Source organism: Streptomyces sp. URMC 126 (assembly GCF_051386555.1).
Lineage (GTDB): Bacteria > Actinomycetota > Actinomycetes > Streptomycetales > Streptomycetaceae > Streptomyces.
In genome coordinates this window covers 1-3845 of the sequence record NZ_JBPQTX010000472.1, presented here as the reverse complement: position 1 = coordinate 3845, position 3845 = coordinate 1, and the positions used below count along the sequence as shown (strand labels likewise).

At 72.5% G+C, this 3845-nt stretch carries 3 protein-coding genes and 1 pseudogene; 1 reads left to right on the top strand and 3 read right to left on the bottom strand.

The genetic code is table 11. The features are described from left to right. Positions 1-51: 51 nt before the first annotated feature. Positions 52-1087: pseudogene (locus ACSNOK_RS31550) on the bottom strand (HAD-IIA family hydrolase). 75 nt (positions 1088-1162) lie between these two features. Here ACSNOK_RS31550 and ACSNOK_RS31545 point away from each other — a divergent pair. Further along, entirely contained in the window at positions 1163-2449 is a 1287-nt protein-coding gene (locus ACSNOK_RS31545) for a DUF1015 family protein (RefSeq protein ID WP_436784220.1), read from the top strand. A gap of 79 nt (positions 2450-2528) precedes the next feature. Here the strand turns inward: ACSNOK_RS31545 and ACSNOK_RS31540 are convergent, their stop codons facing one another. Together ACSNOK_RS31540 and ACSNOK_RS31535 are read right to left on the bottom strand one after the other, a co-directional pair. After that, complete coding sequence (locus tag ACSNOK_RS31540) at positions 2529-3383, bottom strand: hypothetical protein (protein WP_436784221.1); 855 nt, start codon at positions 3381-3383, stop codon at positions 2529-2531. A 50-nt stretch (positions 3384-3433) separates the two neighbouring features. After that, positions 3434-3808 carry a hypothetical protein gene (locus ACSNOK_RS31535; protein WP_436784219.1) on the bottom strand — a complete coding sequence of 125 codons (375 nt, stop codon included), beginning with the start codon at positions 3806-3808 and terminating at the stop codon, positions 3434-3436. Positions 3809-3845: the final 37 nt, after the last annotated feature.

Sequence of the window (3845 nt, the reverse complement as noted above, 5' to 3'; positions counted from 1 at the left end):
CCCCCCCCCCCCCCCCCCCCGAAACGGCGAAAGGGCGGGACTGGGGCACCCCTACCAGCCCAAGCGGCCCAGCACACCCCCCGCATCCGCACCACAAACCCCATCCCCCGCCTCGCTCCAAGCCGCGGCACACAACGCCCGCAACCCATCAACACGCTCACCCTCACCGTCAAGGGTGAACACCCCATCCCGCACGGCGGCGATCCACCCCACACCGAAACCCCCCGTCGCCCCCGTCGACCACGTCGACGACAGGCTGCACCTCCAACAACCCCCGCAAATCCTCAGCGACATAAGTCGCCCGATGCTCCGGCCGAGCAGCCAAAACCTCACGCACCGTGGTCACCCCGGTAAGCACCAACAACGAGTCGACACCCCCCGCATGAGCCCCCTCGATATCCGTATCGAGCCGGTCCCCGACCACCAGCGGCCGCTCGGCCCCCGTCCGCAACACGGTCTCCCGATGCATGGGAGGCAGCGGCTTCCCAGCGACTTGCGGCGTCCGCCCGGTAGCGATCTTCACGACCTCCACGGCAGCACCGTTCCCAGGCGCGATCCCCCGACCGCTCGGAATCGTCAGGTCCGTATTGGAAGCGAACCACGGCAGCCCACGCGCCACCGCGTACGACGCCTCCATCAGCCGCGACCACGGCATATCAGGCCCGCCGTACCCCTGCGCGACGGCGGCCGGATCGTCGTCCACGGAGTCGACGGGCACCAGCCCCCGCTCCCGCAACGCGACCCGCAGCCCCTCGGCCCCGATCACCAGCACCCGCGACCCCGCCGGCAGCTGCTCCGCTATCAGCCGGGACACCGCCTGAGCGGAGTTGATGACATCGCCGGGCTCGGCCGGGATCCCCAGTTCGGTCAGGTGCCCCGCCACCGTCTCGGGCGTCCGGGCCGCGTTGTTCGTCACGTACGCCAGGTGCATCCCGCCCTTCCGCGCCGCCTCCAGCGACGCGACGGCGTGCGGGATGGCCTCGCCACCGGCGTAGACCACCCCGTCGAGATCCAGCAGGGCGGTGTCATAGGCCTCGCTCAGCGGTCGCTCGCTGCCGGCGGGCCGCATCCGGACGCTCTCGTTCATACGGAGTTCGCTCCTTGTGCTGTTCGTCTCTGTCTCGATCATTGCTCATCCGACCAGGAGGCATAACATTTACTGATGAGCAATCCGGATCCCGCGGGGCACGGCCTCCGACTCGCCCCCTTCCGAGGTCTGCGCTACGTACCCGAACGGGTGGGCAGCCTCGCGGCCGTGACCTCGCCACCGTACGACGTCGTCGTCCGGCCGGACGGGCTGCGCCACCTGGAGACCGCCGATCCGCACAACATCGTCCGGCTGATCCTCCCGCAGGCCGCCACCGCCGCCGACCGGCACCGCCGGGCCGCCGACACCCTCCGCCGCTGGCAGGAGGAGCGCATCCTCGCCCCGGACCCGGAACCCGCGCTCTACGTGTACGAGCAACGCGGCGACGGCATACTCCAGCGCGGCCTCATCGGCGCACTGCGCCTCACCCCCCGCGAGGAGGGCGTCGTCCTCCCCCACGAGGACGTCATGCCGCACATCGTCGAGGACCGCGCGGCCCTGATGCGGGACACCGGCGCCAACCTGGAGCCGCTGCTCTTCGCCTACCGGAGCGACGGCACGCCGACCGGCGCGGCAGCCGTCATCGAAAGTGTCACGGACACCACCCCCCTCCTCTCCACCACCACGGACGACGGCTTCGCCCACCGCCTCTGGTCCGTGACGGAGCCCGAGGACCTGGCCCGCATCGGCGACGACCTCTCCCGCCACCGGGCCCTCATCGCCGACGGCCACCACCGCTGGGCCACCTACCAGCGGCTGCGCGCAGAACAGCCGGCGCCGGGCCCCTGGGACTTCGGCCTCGTCCTGCTCGTGGACACCGCCCGCTACCCGCTGCGTGTCAGGGCCATCCACCGCCTGCTGCACCGCCTGCCGGTCGCCGACGCGCTGACGGCCGCGGCGACCGCCTTCCGCGTCCGCACCCTGGACGTGCCCCTCCCGGAGGCCCTGGAAGCCCTGGCCGAGGCCTCCGCCGCCGACGAACACGGCAACGCCTTCCTGCTCGCGGGCGACGGCCGCTACCACCTCCTGGACCGCCCGGACCCGGACCTGCTGACCCGCACGGTCCCCGCCGACCGCCCACGGGCGTGGCGCGAGCTCGACGCCACCGTGCTGCACTCGGTGCTGCTGGAGCACGTGTGGCGGGTGAGCGACGACCCCGAGCACATCGGCTACATCCACGACACGGCCGCGGCCGTCGAACAGGCGGAGCGCCACGGCGGTACGGCCGTGCTGATGCACCCGGTCCGCGAAGAGGTCGTCCACGAGCTCGCCGCCCAGGGCGTGACGATGCCGCGCAAGTCGACCTCCTTCGGCCCCAAGCCGGCGACGGGCCTGGTCCTGCGCAGCCTCACCCTGGACTGACCGCACACGGGAAAACGGTGGTGGGGTGGTACCCGTACGGGTACCACCCCACCACCGTTCAGACGAGCGTCTCAACGCCTCAGCGCGCGTCGCCGCCCTCGCCGGCCTCGCCACCCGGCTCGTCGGCCTTCTCGACCGGAGCCTTCTCATCCGCGGCCTTCTCGACCGGAGCCTCGGAGCCGCCCTCGACCACCGCGTCAGCGGCCTCCCCGGCAGCGTCGTCCGCCACGTCGTCCGCCTCCTCGGCGGCCTCGATCACCGCGTCCTCGGCGTCCTTGACGTCCTCCGCCTCCTCGACGTCGGCCAGGACGTCGGTGAACTCGACACCGTCGAGCTCGGCGAGCCGGTCGGAGGCGTTGGTCGTGCCGCCCTGGTCGGCCTCCAGGGCCTTGGCGAACCACTCACGGGCCTCGGCCTCACGGCCGACATCGAGCAGCGCGTCGGCGTAGGCGTACCGCAGACGGGCCGTCCAGGGCTGCACGGAGTTCGACGCCAGCTCGGGGCTCTGCAGCGTGACGACGGCGGCCTCGGCCTGACCCATGTCCTTACGGGCACCGGCGGCCACCAGGCGCATCTCCACCTGCCCGGCCTTGTCGAGCTTCTGCACCTCGGGCTCGCCGGCCATGGCCAGCGCCCGCTCCGGACGGCCCATGCCGCGCTCGCAGTCCGCCATCACGGGCCACAGCTCGACGGAACCGGTCATCCGGCGCGCGGCCCGGAACTCGGCCAGCGCCTCGGAGTACCGGGCGGTCGCGTACGAAGCGAATCCGGCGGCCTCCCGGACGGCGGCGACGCGCGAGGCGAGCCGCAGGGCCACCCGCGAGTAGCCGTACGCCTGCTCCGCGTCCTCGTCCAGCAGCTTGGCCACCATGACGAGGTTGCGGGCGACGTCCTCGGCGAGCGTCTTCGGCAGGCTCATGAGCTCCTGCCGCACGTCCGCGTCGATCTCCTCGCCGGTCACGTCGTCGGGGATGGGCAGCCGCTTCACCGGCTCCCGCTCGACGCGGTCACGGTCCCGGTCGTCACGACGCCCGTAGCCACCGCCACGCGAGCGGTCATCCCGCCCCCGGTAGCCGCCACCCTGCCGGTCACGGTCCCGGTCGTCCCGACGCCCGTAACCCCCACCGGCGGGCCGCCCACCACGGTCGTCACGCCGGAAACCACCCCGGTCGTCATCACGACGGGGCCCACGCTCATCACGCCGGTCATCACGCCGGAACGAGGGCCGCTCATCGCGCCGGAACCCACCCCGGTCATCGTCACGACGCGGCCCGCGGTCATCACGCCGCTCGTCACGCCGGAACGAGGGCCGCTCATCGCGCCGGAACCCACCCCGGTCGTCATCGCGACGCGGCCCACGCTCATCACGCCGCTCGTCACGCCGGAACGAGGGACG